The organism is Novosphingobium sp., assembly GCF_040079535.1.
Taxonomy (GTDB): domain Bacteria; phylum Pseudomonadota; class Alphaproteobacteria; order Sphingomonadales; family Sphingomonadaceae; genus Novosphingobium.
The window spans coordinates 18,658-37,116 of record NZ_JBEBKB010000010.1; the positions used below are offsets into that span (position 1 = coordinate 18,658).

Sequence of the window (18,459 nt, forward strand, 5' to 3'; positions counted from 1 at the left end):
AGATCATGGCCGTTATTTCCGGGATTATTCGCGTAATGGAAAAGGCTGCCCGCAAGGCGGGTGGCCGGCTGCGGCGCGATTTTGGTGAGATTGAGCATTTGCAGGTGTCCAAAAAGGGCCCGGCAGATTTTGTTTCAAAAGCTGATCAGCATGCTGAACGGACCATCTGGGACGAGCTGCGCGCAGCGCGTCCCGATTATGGCTTCCTGATGGAAGAAGGCGGCGAGATTGCGGGTGAGGAGGGCAAGCCCCGCTTTATCGTCGATCCGCTGGACGGGACCAGCAACTTCCTGCACGGAATTCCGCATTTCGCGATTTCGATCGCGGTGCAGGAACCCAAACTCGATGGGTCGGGTTGGGGCGAGGTGACCGCTGCGGTAGTCTATCAGCCTATCACCGATGAGACATATTGGGCTGAAAAAACCCGCGGTGCCTGGCTGCAAGACCGGCGTTTGCGGGTATCGGGGCGGCGGCATCTGGATGAAAGCCTGATCGCCACTGGCATTCCCTTTGCCGGGCGCGGCGATAGCGCCGAATGGACAAAGATTTACGCAGCATTGGCCCCGCAAGTTGCCGGTATCCGCCGCTTTGGCGCCGCTTCGCTCGATCTCGCTTGGGTTGCCGCAGGCCGTTATGAAGGTTTCTGGGAAAGCGATCTGGCGCCGTGGGATACAGCAGCTGGCTGCCTGCTGGTGCGCGAAGCCGGCGGTTTCGTGACGGATTGGCGCGGGATTTCGCAACCGGTTTGTGACAAGCAGGTGCTGGCCGGCAACGACGCCTTGCATTCGCGGCTTCACAAGTTATTGGCGAACACGCTTAAGGGAAATTGATTTCCTGATCGAGCATGCCCCTGTGGCGGAATGGTAGACGCGAACGACTCAAAATCGTTTGTTGAGAGACGTGCCCGTTCGAGTCGGGCCAGGGGCACCATTCTTCGAAGTTGCGATCAATTCGCAATGATCTTATCGTTTTCTCCGATTACCGCTCGCGGAATTTCCGCTTGGCCCTGCTGCGGCTATCGGCGCATTGATGGTGGATTAGATTTCACCCCGTCAATGGAGAGCGATCATGGGACTCAAGGGTTCGAAAACCGAAGATAATCTAAAGGCTGCATTCGCAGGCGAAAGCCAGGCCAATCGCCGATACCTTTATTTTGCGCAGAAAGCCGACATCGAAGGCCACAACGACGTTGCAGCAGTGTTCCGTTCGACCGCTGAAGGCGAAACTGGCCATGCCCACGGGCACCTCGAATACCTTGAGGAAACTGGCGATCCGGCAACTGGTCTGCCGATTGGCAACACCGAAGCGAACCTCAAGGCATCGATCGCTGGCGAAACCCACGAGTACACTGATATGTATCCGGGCATGGCCAAGACCGCGCGCGACGAGGGTTTTGATGAAATTGCTGACTGGTTCGAAACGCTGGCCAAGGCTGAAAAGAGCCATGCCGGCAAGTTCCAGAAGACGCTTGACGCTTTGCTTGCCGACGCTTGACAGGCCCCCGCCCCCTCACCCCGCCCGGTGAGGGGATCCGCGAAGCAATCCAGTGGCCTTGTAACGGCCCTGGGTTGCTTCGTTACCTTCTCTAACAATCCTGAAACTGGGGGCCCGCATGGAAGGCAGCCTTGGGGCGCCGACGCGCCATCCAATCCCGTGGCAAGATGAAGCCTGGTATGATGAGGCCGCGCTCGATGCAGAGCTACGGCGGGTCTACGATATCTGCCACGGCTGCCGTCGCTGCTTCAATCTGTGCGATAGCTTCCCGATCCTGTTCGATGCGGTTGACGAGGCGCCGAATGAGGAAGTGGATGATCTGACCCCGGTTCAGTTGGCCCAGGTCGTTGATGCCTGCACGCTGTGCGACATGTGCTTCATGACCAAATGCCCATATGTGCCGCCGCACAGCTTCGATCTTGATTTTCCGCACCTGATGCTGCGCGCCCGGGCGGTGAAGCATCGCAAGGGCGAAACCGGGTTCATGGACCAGCAGCTGGCCGAAATGGACCGCAATGGCCGGTTGGGAACGATTGCATCAGGTTTGGCCAATTGGGCAACCAGGGAAGGGAATGACTTGACCCGCCCCGTGATCGAGAAATTTACCGGAATCGATGCGCGGGCCCATTTGCCGCCATTCATGGACATATCGCTTAGCCGCCAGGCACCCGGTATCATCCCGCAGCCCAATCCCGATGGCCCCGCTTTTGGCAAGAAGGTGGCGATCTATGCCGGTTGCCATGATGAGTTCAACGATGGTGGTCCGGGCCGGGCATTGGTCAAAGTGCTGGCCCACAATGGGGTTCAGGTGCGGATTGAACATCCCGATTGCTGCGGCATGCCCAAATTTGAGAATGGCGATCTTCCCGCCGTGGCCGGTGCGGCCAAGCGAATCTCTGCCCATTTCAAACCACTGATTGAAGCCGGCTGGGATGTTGTTGCGCTGACCACCAGCTGCGCGCTGATGCTCAAGTTCGAATGGCCGCTGATTGATACGGCCAGCCAGGATGTAAAGCTGCTAAGTCAGCACACATTCGATGTCGCGGAATATGTCGTGGCGCTGGCCAAAGAAACCGGTCTGGCCCCGATTGAACCAATGCCGCAATCGATCGCGGTCCATTTCGCTTGCCACGCCCGTGCGCAGAACATGGGCGCAAAAGCGATGGAAATGTTGCGGCTAATCCCTGAAGCAAAACCTGCCTTGACCGAGCGGTGCTCTGGCCACGGCGGGAAATGGGGTATTTTCAAGGAAAACTTTGATCGCGCAATCAAGGTTGGGCGGCCGGCTGCACGCGGGCTGATGAGGGATCAACCAGATTTGGTGGTCAGCGAATGTCCGCTGGCCGGGCCGCATCTCAAACAGGTTATCGCCAGTGGCGGTGCTACCCCGCCAGAGCGGATCGGCCATCCGATCGAAGTTCTGGCCAAGGCATATGGATTGTAACTGAAATGCCTCGCGATAGCCGCACGATCGCCGCCGATGATATCCTGCCGCCAGATCAGTATGCGCTGATCCGCGCTGATAAAAAGTCAGAAGCAATTGCCCGCAAACGGCTTACGCGGCTGGCGGTTGGCCCAAATGCCACCGTGCTGTTCGAAAATTGGGACAGCATGTGGTTGCAGATCCAGGAAATGCTCAGGATCGAAAAGGGCGGGGCGGAGCAATTGGTCGATGAACTGGCGGCCTATAATCCGATGGTGCCAAACGGCGCGGAATTAACCTGCACGCTGTTGTTTGAAGTTGCTGACGAACAGCGTCGCGACGTCTTTCTGAGGACTATTGGCGGTGTCGAAGGGCACGTTGCGGTCCGCCTTGGTGGCCACCTCATCGAGGCAATCCCCGAAGGCGATACCGCCCGGACGCGAGAGAGCGATAACAAGGCGAGTGCCGTGCACTTCCTGCATTTCCCATTCCCGCCAGAAGCCATTGCGGCCTGGCAATCCGGCGAAGATAGCGCGATGCTGGTGATCGACCACCCGAACTATGGACACGCGGCGCTGATCGGGGACGAGATGCGGGCCTTCCTGGGCCGTGATTGCTTCTAGCCATCAATCGTTGCCTTCGCTCACGCCTGTGCGCTGGCGGGATGTTTCCTTGATCTGGCTGGATTGCTCGGCGCTGACCACTCCAGTTTGAAGCTTTGTTTTCGCTTTGGGCTTTGCGCCGGGGGCTAGTTCGGCAGGAACACCCTTAACCGTCACAGTGGTGCCAGGCTTTGGGTTTGCGCCGGGATAGATCGGTATATGCCCGGTTATCTCTGGCCGTTGGCGGGTTGATTGCGGTGCGACACTGGCGCCGGCAGCGCCCCCGCCACCGGAATCGCCGGCCCCGCTTGCTCCGGCAGCTTCGCCAAACCCGCCACTATCCGGAGCCTTCCGGACGGCAATACTGGTCACGATTTGCTTTGTGCCAAGTTTTTCCCGCTCGGCCGCAATCATCCGGTTTTTGGCCTCGATGGCATCAACTTGTGCTTGAGCTCCCCAGTCCTGGCCGCTTGCGAACAGCGCCAGCAGGCAAGTGACGGTCACAGCAATCACCGCAAAGTGCTTGAGCTGCCGTGGTGAAAGCGATTGGGTTGTTTTGGCTCTGCGCATGGCCGTGGTCATAGCGCGCGAAGGTTAACTGCGCCGTTTGGGTTTATGGTTACAGGAAAGTTGACGGCCGCCGGGGTGAAAGGGGCACCCCGACGGCCGTCGTTTCTCCTCCCCAGGAGAGCTTTGCGGCGTTTCTAAGCCGCGAACTGGTTCATCGTGTTGTGGGCGCCGCCGGCTTTAAGGGCGGCCTCACCGGCGAAATATTCCTTGTGATCGTCGCCGATATCGCTGCCCGACATGTTCTGGTGCTTGACGCAGGCAATGCCCTGGCGAATTTCCTGCCGCTGGACGTTCTTGACGTAGCCCAGCATGCCGGCATCGCCGAAGTATTCCTTGGCCAGATTATCGGTGCTGAGTGCTGCCGTGTGATAGGTCGGCAGGGTAATCAGGTGATGGAAAATACCGGCCTGCGCCGCTGAATCGCGCTGAAATGTGCGGATCCGTTCATCGGCCTCGGCGGCCAGATCGGTGGTGTCATAGTCAACACTCATCAGCCTGGCGCGATCATAGGCCGAGACATCCTTGCCGGCATCGTTCCAGATATCAAACACCTGCTGGCGGAAATTCAGAGTCCAGTTGAAGCTGGGTGAATTGTTGTAAACCAGCTTGGCGTTGGGGATCACTTCGCGGATTCGGCTGACCATGCCGCCGATCTGGCCGATATGTGGCTTTTCCGTTTCGATCCACAGCAAGTCTGCGCCGTTCTGCAGTGAATTGATGCAATCCAGCACACAGCGATCCTCGCCGGTGCCCGAACGGAACTGGTAAAGGTTGCTGGGAAGCCGTTTGGGCTTCATCAGCTTGCCATCGCGGCTGATCAGCACATCGCCGTGCCCAACCGTGGTCACGTCTTCGCAATCGAGGAAGCTGTTGTATTGATCGCCGATATCGCCTGCTTCGCGGGTAAAGGCGATCTGCTTGGTTAAGCCGGCGCCCAGCGAATCTGTGCGGGCGACTATGATGCCGTCTTCAACGCCCATTTCCATGAAGGCGTAACGAATGGCGCGAATTTTGGCGAGAAAGTCTTCGTGTGGCACGGTTACCTTGCCGTCCTGGTGCCCACACTGCTTTTCGTCGGAGACCTGGTTTTCGATCTGCAGCGCACAGGCACCCGCTTCGATCATTTTCTTGGCAAGAAGGTAGGTAGCCTCTGCATTGCCGAAACCGGCATCGATATCGGCGATGATCGGCACCACATGGGTTTCAAAGCCATCGATCTTGGCCTGAGCTGCCTTGGCCTTGACCTCGTCGCCCGCGGTCTTGGCGTCGTCAAGTTCGCGGAACAGGCCGCCAAGCTCACGGGCATCGGCCTGGCGCAGGAATGTATACAGCTCTTCGATCAATGCTGGAACGCTGGTCTTTTCATGCATCGACTGATCGGGCAAGGGCCCAAATTCGCTGCGCAGCGCGGCAATCATCCAGCCCGAAAGGTAGAGGTAGCGGCCCTTTGTCGTGCCGAAATGCTTCTTGATCGAGATCAGCTTCTGCTGCCCGATGAAGCCGTGCCAGCAGCCAAGTGATTGGGTGTAATTGGCCGGATCGGCATCATAGGCGGCCATATCAGCGCGCATGATCCCGGCCGTGTACTTGGCGATGTCCAGCCCGGTTTTAAACCGGTTTTGCAGACGCATCCGGGCAACGCTTTCCGCATTGATGCCGTCCCATGCTGGCTGCGCACCGATAATGGACTGAGCTGCGGCGATTTCGTTCGAATAGGTCACGGGTAGGTCTCCTGGGGAGTTGTTGCGTTGCTGATAGCCAAGAGTTGCGATGGTTTGGTAACAAAAGTGACAAAAATCTTGTGACTTTGCGACACTAAGCCAATACTTGTTTGCAAAGTTGTAAATAAAATTACATGAGTATCAGGCTATGACCGATAATTCGATCCTTGCCGGCCCTTCAATCCGGCGTTTGCGCCGCCGTGAAGGTCTGACCCAGGCTGCCATGGCCGCGCGACTGGACGTATCACCCAGCTATCTCAACCTGATCGAACGCAATCAGCGGCCACTATCCGCGCGATTGCTGGTGCAACTTGCCGAACGGTTTGATTTTGACCCACGCAGCCTGCGCCAGGACGAGGCTGTTGGCGGGATCGATGGTCTGCGCCGCCGCCTGGCAGACGAACGGTTTGCCGATCTGACGATCGATCGCGACGAGGTTGCCGAATGGCTGGCGGCTGCGCCGCAGGCTGCATTGGCCTTCGCCCGGCTTTACGATGCCGGCGGGGGCAAGGCCGATGCTGTGGTCAGCGATCCTATGGACCTTGCCCGCCGCGAGATCGAACGCTGGCGCAATCATTTTGCAGACCTTGATAGTGATGCCGAGGCTTTGGCTGATGAACTGCGCTTGTCGAACCCCGATATCGGCGCTGCGCTGACCGAGCGGCTGCGCCAGAAACACCAGATTGCGGTCCGGATCTTGCCGGTTGATGTAATGCCTGATGCGCTGCGGCGGCTTGATCTTCATGCGCGTCAACTACAGCTTTCGGAACAGCTCGATCAATCGTCGCGCAATTTCCAGATCGCGGTGCAGCTCGCCCTGCTTGAACAGCGCGAAGCAATAGCGGCGCTTGCTGATGGAGCGGGCTTTGCCGATCGGGCGGCATGGCGGCTGTTTCGCCGGCACATGGCGGCCTATTTTGCGGCCGCGCTAATCATGCCTTATGGCCGCTTCATCAGGGCTTGCGAAGGCACAGGCTATGATTTGCCGCTGCTGCAGCGGCGATTCAACGTTGGTTTTGAACAGCTTGCCCACAGGCTGACCACCCTGCAACGGGTCGGTCAGCGCGGATTGCCGTTCTTCATGGCGCGGGTTGATCGCGCAGGACAATTTTCGAAACGCTATGCCGGGGCCAGTGGCACGACCTTGCTGGAAAGCAGCGGCAGTTGCCCCTTGTGGAACATCCACCGCGCGTTTGAGCAAACCGGCCGGATTGTTGTTCAGAATGTGGCTTTTGTCGATCCTGCCGGCCAGCGATCGTCGTGGTTTTCCTTGGCCCGCACAGTGGAGGGAAACGGTGCGCTTGGCAGCGATCCTGCCCGGTTTGTGGTGGTGCTGGGAATTGAAGCCGGAATGGCCGGGCAATTGGCGCTGGCCCGGGGAATGGCGCTGGATCCAACCAGCGCAGAAACGATCGGGGCGGGGTGCGGCTTGTGCCACCGCAGTGATTGCCAGCAACGCTCGCTTGCGCCGCGCGGCGCAGTGCTGGAATTCGATGAGCGCAGCCTTGGCCTGACACCGTTTGTGTTTGCCCGCTAGGTTTCTGTTTTCGATCGATTTAACCAAATTCTGTAAAATTTACCGACATTTCACCTCTCGCGCCTAGGCAGGCACGGCAATGCTTTGAAGAAGGGCGCCGTGCCGAGACCATGATCCGTCTGTTCAAACACTATATTCCGCATGCAGTCGTGCTGCTCGGACTGATCGATATGGCGCTGCTGTTGACGGTCGGCGATCTTGGCTGGCGGTTGCGGGCCGCACAGATTGCGATGGATCCGGGGCCGGTGGCAGATCGCGCCTGGCAGCTTTCTGGCTATTGCCTGGTCATCCTGGCCGCGATGATTGCAGTTGGGGTTTATGGTGCGGATGCGCTGCGTTCGATGCGGTTTGCCACGGCACGGATCCTTGTTGCGATTTCGCTTGGCATCATTGCCCTGACATTCCTTGATTTCTTGCTAGGCGGCGGAAACTTCTGGCGCTCAACCCTGGCCTACGCGATGGTTGGATCGGTTGTAGCACTGGTAATGAACCGCCTGGTTATCGGCGGAATTCTTGGCGTCTCTGCTTTTCGCCGCCGGGTTCTGGTGCTGGGTGCGGGCCACCGGGCCGATCGGCTGCGACAGCTTTCTGATCGCCCGGAAAGCGGCTTCGTGGTTGTCGGCTATGTGCTGATGACCGATAGCAAACCGGTTATCGAAGAGGCGATCGCGCGTTCGGCGATCAGCAATCTGACCCGTTATGTCGAAAACCTTGGTGCCAGCGAAGTTGTGCTGGCGCTGGAAGAACGCCGCAATGCGTTGCCGCTGGCCGATCTGCTCAGGATCAAGACCACAGGGGTCCACGTCAACGATTTTTCGAGCTTTATCGAACGCGAAACCGGCCGGGTTGATCTTGATTCGGTCAATCCCAGCTGGCTGATTTTTTCGGATGGTTTTTCATCCGGCCGGGCGATTTCCAGTGCGGCCAAGCGGGTGTTTGATATTGCCGCAAGTTCATTGCTGCTGTTTCTGACCCTTCCGATCATCGCGCTGTTTGCGCTGCTGGTGAAGATCGACAGCAAAGGGCCAGCCTTTTTCCGCCAGACCCGGGTGGGGCTATTTGGCCAGCCGTTTGACGTGATCAAACTGCGTTCGATGCGGACCGACGCCGAAGCCAATGGTGCACAGTGGGCAACCAAGAATGATCCGCGGGTTACCAGGCTTGGCCGGTTCATTCGCAAGACCCGGATCGATGAACTGCCGCAAACCTGGGGTGTTCTCAAAGGCGAGATGAGCTTTGTCGGTCCGCGCCCAGAGCGTCCAGAATTTGTCGCGGATCTGGAAGAACAGCTACCGTTTTATGCTGAACGTCACATGGTCAAACCCGGGATCACCGGTTGGGCGCAAATCAACTATCCGTATGGCGCATCAATCGAGGATTCACGGCACAAGCTGGAATATGATTTGTACTACGCCAAAAACTACACTCCGTTCCTTGATCTGTTGATCCTGTTGCAGACCCTGCGGGTGGTGCTGTGGCACGAAGGCGCGCGCTGAGATGGACGGCATTCTGCCAGATTGGGAATTGATCAACGCGCTGTTGTGGGGTGCGGCCGCTGTGGCCTGTTTTGCGGCAACGGTTTGGCTGCAAGGTTGCAAACAAAGATTTGGAATCGCTCGTCATTCACTGGTCGCAGCGCTTGGTTTAACCAGCATCTGGGCCGCATCGGGATCAATCACCGGGCCCGAAAGCAATTTGACTTACGGTATAGAGATTGCGCGCGATCTGGGATGGATACTGGTCTTGTCGCGATTGTTTGCGATCGATGGCCGCCTTGCGGTGATCCGCCCGGTCCGGCCGCTATTGGGTGCGCTGGCCTTTGTTGAAGTTTTGCAAGCGGGCGTGCTTGGCTTGCTGCTGGCTTATGCTGGCGGACAACTGGCACTGCCGGTGGGCTTCCAGACGCTGACCATGCTGCACTTGCTGGGCGTAATCGGGGGCCTGGTGCTGCTGCACAACCTTTATGGCGGGGCATCTGGTGAGACGCGGCAGATCGTACGATGGCCGGCCGCGGCGCTGGCGCTGCTGTGGGGGCTTGATCTCAATTACTATGCAATCGCCTATTTGACGGGCGATTATCCGATCCTGCTAGAGGTAGTGCGCGGTGGTTTGGCGATCCCGATTGCGCTGATGTTGTCTTTCGGAGTGACCGGCACAGGGGAAAGTCCCAAGCTGCGCCCATCACGCGCTGTTGCCTTCCAGACGATGTCGTTGATCCTGATCGGCGGCTATCTTGTGACGATGGTGGCGGTTGCCAAGTGGCTTTCGTTCGCCGGAAGTGACTATTCGCGGCTGTTGCAATTCATCTTCCTGGTACTGGCTGCAACGCTGGCGGCTGTGCTGCTGCTGTCCGAGCGACTGCGCGGTTGGCTTCGGGTCACTCTGGCCAAGCATCTGTTTCAGCACCGTTATGACTACCGCACCGAGTGGCTGCGCTTTACCCGTACGATCGGCCAGAGCGGGCAGGGCCAATCGAGCCTCGAAGAGCGCGTGATCCGCGCCTTGGCCGATATCGTGGAAAGTCCTGCGGGCTTGCTGTTGACCCAGGCCGAAGGCGGGCATCTGGCGCTGGCAGGGCGCTGGCAATGGCTAACCGCAGAGGTGCCGGGCGAAGCTCTCAATCAATCGGCCTTGCGGGTGTTGGAAAGTGCGAACTATGTTGCAGATCTTGATGCGGTGCGTGCCGGAAAAAGCGACAAGCGCTGCGATTTGACGCTGCCAGCCTGGCTGATCGAGGAAACGCGGGCCTGGGCGGTTGTGCCGTTGCTGCACTATGAGCGGATGATCGGAGCCGTAGTTCTTGCGCGGCCGGCGCAGGCTCGGTTGCTCGATTGGGAGGATTTCGATCTTTTGCGGGTCGCCGGGCAGCAGCTTGCCAGCTATCTGGCCGAACATGCCGGGCAAGCCGCCCTGGCCGAGGCAAGCCGGTTTGACGATTTCCATCGCCGGATCGCCTTTGTGATGCATGATATCAAAAACCTGGCCAGCCAAATGAGCCTGCTGGCCCGCAATGCTGAAAGCCATGCGGAAAACCCTGATTTTCAAGCGGATATGCTGGTCACGCTGCGCAATTCGGCGGACAAGCTCAAGGCCTTGCTGGCGCGGCTTTCGCGATATGGTGCAGCCACGGTCGATCCAGTCGGCCCGGTTGCGGCCGATGCGGTTGCGCGCGGGGCGGTGGCTCAGGTCGATCAGCACCATCCAGTAACCTTGGTGGAGGCGGAAGCGGTCGAGGTGAGTGCGACCCGCAGTTCGCTGGAGCAGGTGCTGCTGCATCTGATCCAGAATGCGATCGATGCCAGCCCTGCCGGTTCTGCGGTTTTTGTGCGGGTTGGCAAAAGCGGAATGCATGGTGAGATCGAGGTGCTTGATTCCGGCTCCGGCATGAGCGCTGAATTCGTCCGGACCCGCCTGTTCAAGCCGTTTGATTCCACCAAAACCGGCGGTTTCGGGATCGGTGCCTATGAAGCGCGCGAGCTGGTGCGGGCGATGGGTGGGCGGCTTGAAGTGGAAAGTCAGGAAGGCTTTGGCACCCGCTTCACCATCCGTTTGCCGCTAAGCGATACCGCAGACGCAATCCAGACACTGTCCAGACAGGACCCAGATCAAACGAGAGTCGCCTGATATGTCTGATCCAAAACCCAAGCTGCTGATCGTGGAAGACGATCCTGGATTGCAGGCCCAGCTCAAATGGGCATGGCCTGATTTCGAGGTCATCCAGGCCACCGATCAGGCCGAGGCGATTGCTGCACTGCGCAGCGAGGAACCCGATGTGGTCACGCTTGATCTTGGCTTGCCGCCCGATCCGGATGGGACCACGGTTGGATTCGCCGTGCTCGATGAAATCATGGCGCTGAAGCCTGATACGAAAGTGATCGTCGCTTCGGGGCATGGTGCCCGCGAAAGCGCGCTCAATGCGATCGCCAAGGGCGCTTACGATTTCTACCAGAAGCCGGTTGATATCGAAGCACTGGGCCTGATCGTGCGGCGGGCCTTGCAGCTTCGGCAGATCGAAGCCGAAAACCAGCAGCTTGCCGCGCGTGGGACCGAAGACAATCGGGTGTTGGGGCGGATGATAACCGCCGCACCCGAAATGTTGAAAGTTGCGCGCACGATCGAACGGGTTTCCAACACCGGGGTTTCGGTGATGTTGCTGGGAGCAAGCGGGACCGGCAAGGAATTGTTGGCGCGCGGACTGCACGATGCGAGCGACCGCAGCAGCGGGGCGTTTGTTGCGATCAATTGCGCGGCGATTCCAGAGAACCTTCTGGAAAGTGAGCTGTTTGGGCATGAAAAGGGCGCTTTTACCGGGGCAGTAAAGACCACCGAAGGCAAGATCGAACAAGCCGGCGGCGGCACCCTGTTTCTTGACGAGGTGGGCGATATCCCATTGCCACTTCAGGTCAAATTGCTGCGCTTCCTGCAAGAACGGGTGATCGAGCGGATCGGTTCGCGCAGCGCAATTGCGGTTGATACCCGGATTGTCTGCGCCACCCACCAAAACCTTGAGGCGATGATCGCCGAAGGCCGGTTCCGCGAAGACCTGTTCTATCGACTGGCCGAAATCGTCGTGAAAATCCCCAGCCTGGCCGAACGGCCGGGTGATCCGGCACTGCTGGCGAAGGCCTTTCTTGCGCGCTTTGCCAAGGAAATGAACCCCGCAGTCAAAGGCTTCAGCCCAGATGCGCTAAGCGCGATTGATGCGTGGAAGTGGCCGGGGAATGTGCGCGAACTGGAAAACCGCGTGAAGCGCGCGGTGATCATGACCGATGCCAAACTGGTTAGCGCGGCCGATCTTGATCTGGCCGGTGACGAAGCCGAAGATGCCAATGTCCTCAACCTCAAGAGTTCGCGCGAAGCGGCCGATCGCAAAGTCATCCGCCATGCTTTGGCGCGCAGCGAGGGCAACATTTCCAACACTGCCAAGCTGCTGGGCATCAGCCGGCCAACGCTCTACGATTTGCTCAAGCAATATGATCTCCAGGCCTGAACCATGAAGACCCCGCGCCGCACCGCCGTTCTGGCTGCTTTGGCATTGCTGGCGTTGGCAGCGCCATCATTGGCTGTGCCCGAAGCTGCCAGGCAGCATGTTGATACGGCGGCGCGCGCGCTTAATCGCGGGGACGGCCTGGCCGCCGAAATCGAACTTAAGGCGGCGCTGAAAAATGGCGCCAGCAAAAGCGATGTGGCCGCCGCGATGGGCGAAGCACTGTTGTTGCGGGGCAACCGGATCGCCGCGCGAGAATGGTTGGCGCCGGGCCAGTTTGCCAAAGGCAGTCAGGCGAAAGGTTGGATGCTGCTGGGCCAGCTTGAACGGCTGGATGGCAGATTGCCGGCATCGGGCGCGGCGTTTGACAAGGCACTGGCCTTCAGCCCCAAGGATCCATTGCTGTGGGTTGAAATCGGCCGGTTGCGCTATGTTGGCGGTGAGCAGCTTCAGGCCCACGATGCAGCCGATAAGGCGCTGTCATTAGATCCGGCCAATGTCCGCGCGCTTGAACTTAAGGCGCAGTTGATCAGCGAAACCCAGGGCTACGGTGAAGCTGCGGCCTATTACGAACAGGCACTGGATGCCGCGCCGGGTGATATCGGCCTGCTGATCGGTTATGCCGCTGCCCTGGGCGAAGCCGGGCGCGACCGTGAGATGTTGAGCGTAGCGCGCCGGATCCTGGGCCAAGCTGGCGGAGAGCCCCGCGCCTGGTATTTTCAAGCCGTGCTGGCGGCCCGTGCCGGCAACAATCAACTGGCGCGGGCCATGCTGAACCGCGTGGGTGATCGGATGGATCATGTGCCGGCTGTCTTGCTGCTGCGCGGATCGATGGAGCTTGAGGCCGGCAATGCCAATCTGGCCGCGCAACTGCTGGGCCGGGTGGTTGAACGCCAATCGGCCAATCCGCGGGCCCAACAATTGTTTGCCCGCGCACTTTACGAATCGGGCGATTACAAGGCGCTGCTGACCCGGTTTTCAGCGCTGGCCGCACGGCCCGATGCATCAGTCTATTTGCTGACGATCATGGCCCGCGCCTATGAGGAAGTGGGTGATCGGTTGGCGGCCGGGCAACTGCTGGACCGTGCGGCGGCCGTTGCGCCTGCTGCGACCTTGGCGGTGTTTGAGCCGGGTGGGCCGGGCACCTATGCCGGGGCATGGCTGGCCAACCAGAGCGCCCTTGGGGCCGCGGTTCCCTATGTTCGCAGCCTGATTGCAGCAGGCGATCAGGCCGGCGCGATCCGGGTGGCCAGTCGCTTTCTTGAACTTCACCCAGGTTCAGGCGCCGCTTTTGATCTGGCAGGGGATGCCCAGCTGGCGGGTGGTAACGCCGCAGCTGCCCTGCCGCTTTATCAGGCCGCGGCAAAGGTGCGCTTTCCCGATACGATGCTGGTGCGGATTGGGGAAAGTGCGGATCGGATCGGGCAGGGCGGCGTGATGCCCGGTTTGGTGGCGCAATATCTGGAACGCTTTCCAGGCAGCCGTTTGGCGCTGCGGATGGCGGCGACCATGGCAGCGGCCAGCGGAGACTGGAAATCAGCCCGCAACCTGCTTGAAAACCTGCGGCTGCTGGGCGGCAATGGCGATGTGCGGCTGCTGGCCGATCTCAGCTATGCGCAGCTGCGCAGCGGTGATCCCAAAGCCGCGCTGGAAAGCGCCTCGCGCGCCTGGCTGCTTCAGCCATCCAGCGCCGTTGCGGCACAGGCCCGGGGTATGGCACTGGTTGAACTGGGGCAGGATTTCCCGATTGCCCGGCAATTGCTGGAACAGGCCCGGCGCAGCGGCGGCGACAATGCCTTGCTGAAGGCGGCGCGCGCGAAGCTCAAGTAACCTCTCGACAAGCGCACCGGCCTTGCCCAAAGCAATTTCATCGCGCGATTAAATTCGGGAGTTTGAGGATGGCCGGGGTTCTTCAGGGTGTAACCGTTATCGAATTGGCCGGGATTGGGCCGGGGCCTTTTTGCGGCATGATGCTGGCCGATCATGGCGCGCAGGTAATCCGGGTAGAACGCCCTGGCACCAGCGGCCGGTTTGGGGATAACGGCAACCGCGATATCCTTAATCGCAACCGCTCCCGGATCGAGCTTGACCTTAAGGATCCCGCTGCAATCGCGCAGTTGAAGGATCTGGTCAAAAGCGCCGATGCCTTGATCGAAGGCTATCGTCCCGGCGTGATCGAGCGGATGGGGATTGGCCCCGATGTGCTGCTGGCGATCAATCCCAAGCTGGTGATCGGCCGGATGACGGGGTGGGGGCAACAGGGCCCGATGGCCCCGCTGGCCGGCCACGATATCAATTATATCGCGCTTTCGGGCGCACTCCACAGCTATGGCCGCAAGGGCGAGAAGCCCAGCTTCCCGGTAAATGCCGTGGGCGATTTTGGCGGCGGGGGCATGATGCTGGCATTCGGCGTGGTTGCCGGGGTGCTGCATGCGCGTTCGGGCGGGCCGGGCCAGGTTGTTGACTGCGCGATGGTCGATGGCGCGGCGATCCTTTCGGCGATGACCTATACCTTCCTTGGCAACGGCCAGTGGCGTGATGAACGCGGGGTCAACCTGCTTGATAGCGGAACCCACTTTTACGACACCTACGAAACCAGCGACGGCAAATACATTTCGCTCGGCTCGATCGAGCCGCAGTTCTATGCGCTGCTGCTTGAGAAGACCGGGCTGACCGGCGATCCTGATTTTGCCCAGCAAATGAACCCGCTGAAGTGGGACGAGCTGAAAGACCGGATGACCGCACTGATCCTGACCAAGACCCGCGCTGAATGGTGCAGCATCATGGACGGGACCGACATCTGCTTTGCTCCGGTGCTGAGCCTGAAGGAAGCGCCGCAGCATCCGCACAATCTGGCGCGAGGCACCTTTGTGGAAGATGGCGGGATGGTTCAGCCTGCACCCGCGCCGCGCTATTCAGTGACGCCCGCACCGCCGGTGAAGCTGGCGGGGCATTAGAGCAGCGTTTGGGAAATCCGCATCACCTCCCCCCAACCCCGCCATTCCCGCGCTTTCAAACTCTTGTCTTTTCCGCGCTTTCAATCTCTCGTCATTCCCGCGAAGGCGGGAACCCAGTGCTGGCCAACTCTGGGTCCCCGCCTTCGCGGGAATGACGAAGGGGAAAAAGAGTGAGTGTGCTGAAACGCATCGATCCGATGGTGCGGCTGCTGTGCGGCGCGATCGTTGTGGCGCTGGTGCTGCCGGTCGGCGGGGCGATGCGCGATGGCGCGCAATTTGTATCGAATGCTGCCGTGTTCCTGTTGTTTTTCCTCAATGGGGTGCGCTTGCCCCGGCATGACGTTATGGCCGGGATCACCAACCACCGGCTGCTGTGGCCGCTGACGCTGTGGTGTTTTGGCGCGATGGCGCTGGCCGGGTGGGCGCTGACGCTGGCCGGGCAGGGCGCCATGCCGCCGCTGCTGGCGCTGGGGTTCCTGTATCTGGGCTGCCTGCCATCAACGGTGCAATCGGCCACTGCCTATAGTTCATTGGCGGGGGGCAACGTAGCCAGTTCGGTTGTGGCAGCGGCCCTGCTCAATCTGCTGGGCGTGTTCATCACCGCGCCGCTGTTTTCGCTGTTGGCAGGATCCGCTGGCGGCGGATTGCATGCCGATGGCCTGATCAAGGTGGCCGGCATCCTGCTGCTGCCGTTCATTCTGGGTCAGATCGCGCAAGGCTGGCTGGGCGGATGGGTAAGGGATCACCGGCCAATCGTTACCTGGATGGATCGCGGATCAATCGCAATTGCCGTTTACGTGGCATTCTCTGGCGCGGTGCAGCAACAGTTTTGGTTGCGGATCGATATGACGGGCTGGCTGTGGCTGCTGGCCGGGACTGGCGTGATGCTGGTGTTTGGCCATCTGGGCGCGTGGCTGCTGGGCGGGGTGCTGCGGCTTGATCGCGGCAACCGGATTTCGATGCTGTTTGCCGGTGCGCAAAAAAGCATCGCGATGGGCGCGCCGCTGGCCGCGGTGCTGTTTGCGGCCGATGTGGCGGGGGTGATCCTGCTGCCGATCCTGCTCTATCACCTGATCCAGCTGGTGCTGGCCGCGCCAATCGCGGCCCGCCTCAATCGGATCTGACCGCGCTGTTCAGCTCCTCATCGGGCAGGCGGCGATTGTGCCGCACCGACCACCAAAGCGAAAGCCCGATCAGAACCGCACCAATCAATCCAGTGATCGTTTCTGGGATATGGAATTTGGCCGAAAGCAGCATGATCGCGCCCAGCGCGATGATGGCCCAGAAAGCACCGTGTTCCAGATAGCGGTACTCTGCCAGGGTGCCCTTCTTGACCAGGTGGATGGTCATCGAGCGCACGAACATGGCCCCGACCGAAAGACCCAGGGCGATGATCACCATGTTGTTTGACAGGGCAAAAGCGCCGATCACGCCATCAAAGCTGAACGAGGCATCAAGGATGTTGAGGTACAGGAACCCGCCCAGTCCTGAACGGACCACCGCGCCTTGCAGCTTCAGGGCTTCTTCCCGCATTTCGAGGATCGTTCCCAGCGCTTCAACCGCGATGAATGTAACGATACCCAGCGTGCCTGAAACCATAAATGTCAGCGCTTCGGCCGGATCAAGCAGCAGCGAAATCAGGTAGAGCGCCAGCAGCAGCAGCGCGATCTCTGCCGCCTTGACGTTGGAGAACCGGCTGAGCCGGGCTTCAATCCAGCCGATCCAGTGCACTTCCTTGTCCGAATCGAAAAAGAACGACAGCCCCACCATGGTCAGGAAGGCGCCGCCAAATCCGGCAATTCCGATGTGCGCGCTTGATACGATTGCCTCGTATTTGGCCGGATCGTTAAGCGAAAGGTTGATGGCTTCGACCGGGCCCAGGTTGGCGGCAATGCCAACAATCGCCAGCGGGAAAACGATCCGCATCCCGAATACCGCGATCACCATGCCCCAGGTCAGAAAGCGGCGCTGCCACACCTCGTCCATATCTTCCAGCACGGCGGCGTTGACCACGGCATTGTCGAACGACAGCGATATTTCAAGCACCGACAGGACCAGCACGATCCACAGCAGCGAAAGCGTGCCGGTTAACGTAGCGGTCTGATACCAGCCATAACCGGCGGCGATTGCGAAGCAGGCGAGCGAAAAGAGGATGGAGCCGAGATAATGGCGCAGCACGGGTTGGTTTCCTGTCAGTCTTTTTTGGGTTGATAGGTCTGTTCGGTGCCGGGGAAGCTGCGATTGCGCACTTCATCGGCATATTGGCCGGCCGCGCTGGAAATCAGCCCGGCAATCTCGCCATAGCGTTTTACAAAGCGGGGGACACGCTCAAACATCCCCATCATGTCTTCGGTGACCAGCACCTGGCCATCGCACAGCGCCGATGCGCCGATCCCGATTGTGGGGCAGGCAATGGCCTTGGTCGCGGCAATCGCGATCGGTTCCACAACGCCTTCGATCACGATTGCGAAGGCTCCGGCCGAATCGATTGCCTGGGCATCGGTAACGATCTTCTTGGCTTCTACAGCGCTGCGCCCGCGCGCGTTGTAGCCGCCGAGAGTGTTGACGGCCTGCGGGGTAAGCCCGACGTGGCCCATCACCGGGATGCCGCGCTGGGTCAGGAAAGCGACCGTTTCAGCCATCACCGCACCGCCTTCCAGCTTGACCGCGCTGGCCCCGGTTTCCACCATCACCCGCGATGCGGTGGCAAAGGCCTGCTGCGGCGATCCTTCGTATGAACCGAACGGCAGATCGACAACGACTGCGGCGTGATACGATCCGCGCACCACCGCCGCGCCGTGGGCGATCATCATTTCGACCGTCACTTGCAGGCTGGTGGGCAGGCCATAAATCACCTGGCCCAGCGAATCCCCGCACAGGATCAGATCGCAATGCTGATCGAGCAGCTGGGCCTGGCGCGCGGTATAGGCAGTCAGCATCACGATCGGCTGCGCGGTGACACCGTCTACCTTGCGTGCGCGGATCGCTGGGATTGAAAGCCGCCGCAGCGGAGCCGGGGTAGGATGCGCCCGGCTGGTGGCGGTATCGAGCTGAAAGGTTGTAGACATCAGCGCCCCTTAGCCGCTTGGCGCATTCTGGGGAAGGGTGGCAGTTAAAGCTTGCCTTCGAAACCTGCGGCGCTAGCTTCCGCGCCAGGGATAGATATGT

Annotated in this window: 15 protein-coding genes and 1 tRNA gene; 12 read left to right on the top strand and 4 right to left on the bottom strand. The window is 59.9% G+C overall.

What is annotated here, in order from left to right:
- The first annotated feature begins 5 nt into the window (after positions 1-5).
- From ABL914_RS05135 to ABL914_RS05155, 5 genes are all read left to right on the top strand, one after another.
- Entirely contained in the window at positions 6-830 is an 825-nt protein-coding gene (locus ABL914_RS05135) for an inositol monophosphatase family protein (protein ID WP_391562090.1), read from the top strand.
- A 16-nt stretch (positions 831-846) separates the two neighbouring features.
- A tRNA-Leu gene (locus tag ABL914_RS05140) sits at positions 847-930 on the top strand.
- Positions 931-1,068: 138 nt separating this feature from the next.
- Entirely contained in the window at positions 1,069-1,494 is a 426-nt protein-coding gene (locus tag ABL914_RS05145) for a rubrerythrin family protein (RefSeq protein WP_391562091.1), read from the top strand.
- 118 nt (positions 1,495-1,612) lie between these two features.
- Positions 1,613-2,938: a heterodisulfide reductase-related iron-sulfur binding cluster gene (locus ABL914_RS05150; RefSeq protein ID WP_391562092.1), complete on the top strand. Its 1,326-nt coding sequence runs from the start codon at positions 1,613-1,615 to the stop codon at positions 2,936-2,938.
- Between the two features lie 5 nt (positions 2,939-2,943).
- Complete coding sequence (locus ABL914_RS05155; protein ID WP_391562093.1) at positions 2,944-3,540, top strand: DUF3501 family protein; 597 nt, start codon at positions 2,944-2,946, stop codon at positions 3,538-3,540.
- A gap of 3 nt (positions 3,541-3,543) precedes the next feature.
- Here ABL914_RS05155 and ABL914_RS05160 read toward each other — a convergent pair whose 3' ends face one another.
- The gene (locus ABL914_RS05160; protein ID WP_391562094.1) at positions 3,544-4,023 is read right to left on the bottom strand and encodes a hypothetical protein; all 480 of its coding nucleotides are present in this window, start codon (positions 4,021-4,023) and stop codon (positions 3,544-3,546) included.
- Between the two features lie 200 nt (positions 4,024-4,223).
- Complete coding sequence (locus tag ABL914_RS05165) at positions 4,224-5,810, bottom strand: isocitrate lyase (protein ID WP_391562095.1); 1,587 nt, start codon at positions 5,808-5,810, stop codon at positions 4,224-4,226.
- Positions 5,811-5,958: 148 nt separating this feature from the next.
- Here ABL914_RS05165 and ABL914_RS05170 point away from each other — a divergent pair, with 148 nt between their 5' ends.
- The 7 genes from ABL914_RS05170 (at position 5,959) to ABL914_RS05200 (ending at position 16,415) form a co-directional block, all read left to right on the top strand.
- A complete protein-coding gene (locus ABL914_RS05170; protein ID WP_391562096.1) occupies positions 5,959-7,347 on the top strand; it encodes a short-chain fatty acyl-CoA regulator family protein in 1,389 nt (462 codons plus the stop codon).
- 110 nt (positions 7,348-7,457) lie between these two features.
- Positions 7,458-8,843: a TIGR03013 family XrtA/PEP-CTERM system glycosyltransferase gene (locus ABL914_RS05175; RefSeq protein WP_391562097.1), complete on the top strand. Its 1,386-nt coding sequence runs from the start codon at positions 7,458-7,460 to the stop codon at positions 8,841-8,843.
- Position 8,844: 1 nt separating this feature from the next.
- Positions 8,845-10,971 (top strand): XrtA/PEP-CTERM system histidine kinase PrsK, encoded by a 2,127-nt coding sequence (gene prsK, locus ABL914_RS05180; RefSeq protein WP_391562098.1) that lies wholly within the window; start codon positions 8,845-8,847, stop codon positions 10,969-10,971.
- A 1-nt stretch (position 10,972) separates the two neighbouring features.
- Entirely contained in the window at positions 10,973-12,337 is a 1,365-nt protein-coding gene (gene prsR / locus ABL914_RS05185) for a PEP-CTERM-box response regulator transcription factor (protein ID WP_391562099.1), read from the top strand.
- Between the two features lie 3 nt (positions 12,338-12,340).
- The gene (locus ABL914_RS05190; protein ID WP_391562100.1) at positions 12,341-14,164 is read left to right on the top strand and encodes a tetratricopeptide repeat protein; all 1,824 of its coding nucleotides are present in this window, start codon (positions 12,341-12,343) and stop codon (positions 14,162-14,164) included.
- Between the two features lie 68 nt (positions 14,165-14,232).
- A complete protein-coding gene (locus tag ABL914_RS05195; protein ID WP_391562101.1) occupies positions 14,233-15,291 on the top strand; it encodes a CaiB/BaiF CoA transferase family protein in 1,059 nt (352 codons plus the stop codon).
- Between the two features lie 170 nt (positions 15,292-15,461).
- Positions 15,462-16,415: a bile acid:sodium symporter family protein gene (locus ABL914_RS05200; protein WP_391562102.1), complete on the top strand. Its 954-nt coding sequence runs from the start codon at positions 15,462-15,464 to the stop codon at positions 16,413-16,415.
- Here the strand turns inward: ABL914_RS05200 and ABL914_RS05205 are convergent.
- A complete protein-coding gene (locus ABL914_RS05205) occupies positions 16,402-17,469 on the bottom strand; it encodes a DUF475 domain-containing protein (RefSeq protein ID WP_391562103.1) in 1,068 nt (355 codons plus the stop codon). The two genes, ABL914_RS05200 and ABL914_RS05205, sit on opposite strands and share 14 nt — an antisense overlap.
- 14 nt (positions 17,470-17,483) lie before the next feature.
- Positions 17,484-18,359, bottom strand: a complete 876-nt coding sequence (panB, locus tag ABL914_RS05210; RefSeq protein WP_391562104.1) for a 3-methyl-2-oxobutanoate hydroxymethyltransferase — start codon at positions 18,357-18,359, stop codon at positions 17,484-17,486.
- Positions 18,360-18,459: the final 100 nt, after the last annotated feature.